This window comes from Arthrobacter sp. NPDC080031, from assembly GCF_040702485.1.
GTDB lineage: Bacteria > Actinomycetota > Actinomycetes > Actinomycetales > Micrococcaceae > Arthrobacter.
On sequence record NZ_JBFBLA010000053.1, the window covers coordinates 1 to 1,693 of the forward strand.

Consider the following 1,693-nt stretch of genomic DNA (forward strand, 5'->3'; position numbering starts at 1 on the left):
TGGTGGTGGAAAGCTTTTGCGGTTTTGGATGGACTCGCGGCCTATCAGCTTGTTGGTGGGGTAATGGCCTACCAAGGCGACGACGGGTAGCCGGCCTGAGAGGGTGACCGGCCACACTGGGACTGAGACACGGCCCAGACTCCTACGGGAGGCAGCAGTGGGGAATATTGCACAATGGGCGAAAGCCTGATGCAGCGACGCCGCGTGAGGGATGACGGCCTTCGGGTTGTAAACCTCTTTCAGTAGGGAAGAAGCCGCAAGGTGACGGTACCTGCAGAAGAAGCGCCGGCTAACTACGTGCCAGCAGCCGCGGTAATACGTAGGGCGCAAGCGTTATCCGGAATTATTGGGCGTAAAGAGCTCGTAGGCGGTTTGTCGCGTCTGCTGTGAAAGACCGGGGCTCAACTCCGGTTCTGCAGTGGGTACGGGCAGACTAGAGTGATGTAGGGGAGACTGGAATTCCTGGTGTAGCGGTGAAATGCGCAGATATCAGGAGGAACACCGATGGCGAAGGCAGGTCTCTGGGCATTAACTGACGCTGAGGAGCGAAAGCATGGGGAGCGAACAGGATTAGATACCCTGGTAGTCCATGCCGTAAACGTTGGGCACTAGGTGTGGGGGACATTCCACGTTTTCCGCGCCGTAGCTAACGCATTAAGTGCCCCGCCTGGGGAGTACGGCCGCAAGGCTAAAACTCAAAGGAATTGACGGGGGCCCGCACAAGCGGCGGAGCATGCGGATTAATTCGATGCAACGCGAAGAACCTTACCAAGGCTTGACATGAACCGGTAACGCCTGGAAACAGGTGCCCCGCTTGCGGTCGGTTTACAGGTGGTGCATGGTTGTCGTCAGCTCGTGTCGTGAGATGTTGGGTTAAGTCCCGCAACGAGCGCAACCCTCGTTCTATGTTGCCAGCGGTTCGGCCGGGGACTCATAGGAGACTGCCGGGGTCAACTCGGAGGAAGGTGGGGACGACGTCAAATCATCATGCCCCTTATGTCTTGGGCTTCACGCATGCTACAATGGCCGGTACAAAGGGTTGCGATACTGTGAGGTGGAGCTAATCCCAAAAAGCCGGTCTCAGTTCGGATTGGGGTCTGCAACTCGACCCCATGAAGTCGGAGTCGCTAGTAATCGCAGATCAGCAACGCTGCGGTGAATACGTTCCCGGGCCTTGTACACACCGCCCGTCAAGTCACGAAAGTTGGTAACACCCGAAGCCGGTGGCCTAACCCTTGTGGGGGGAGCCGTCGAAGGTGGGACCGGCGATTGGGACTAAGTCGTAACAAGGTAGCCGTACCGGAAGGTGCGGCTGGATCACCTCCTTTCTAAGGAGCACCATTATCGCTCCCTGTCCGGTCGCATGGCCGGGTTTGGGGGTGTGTGGAAGCAAAGCCCATTGCGCAGGCGTCTGTTCTGCGGTGGGTGCTCATGGGTGGAATATCAGCAGATAGCGGCCGGTTTGTTTTTGTCCTGTGTTTAGTACGGATGCCCCTTGTGCCTTTGTGGTGGGGGGTGTTGTGGAACGGTGCGGGGCGGGAGGGGACCGGTTTTCGTGTTTGGCACACTGTTGGGTCCTGAGGCAACAGGGCCGGGGTGGTGCGTGGCCTGTAGGGGTTGCGTGTCGTGTTCCGGGTTTGTCTGTTTCTGGTTTCCTGGCTGCATGGTCCGTGCGTGCGTGGCCGTCCTTCTT

1 rRNA gene is annotated in these 1,693 nt (G+C 58.2%); it reads left to right on the forward strand.

The annotated features are described in order from the left end of the window. A 16S ribosomal RNA gene (locus tag AB0323_RS23835) occupies positions 1–1,328 on the forward strand; the annotation flags it as partial. Positions 1,329–1,693 lie beyond the last annotated feature (365 nt).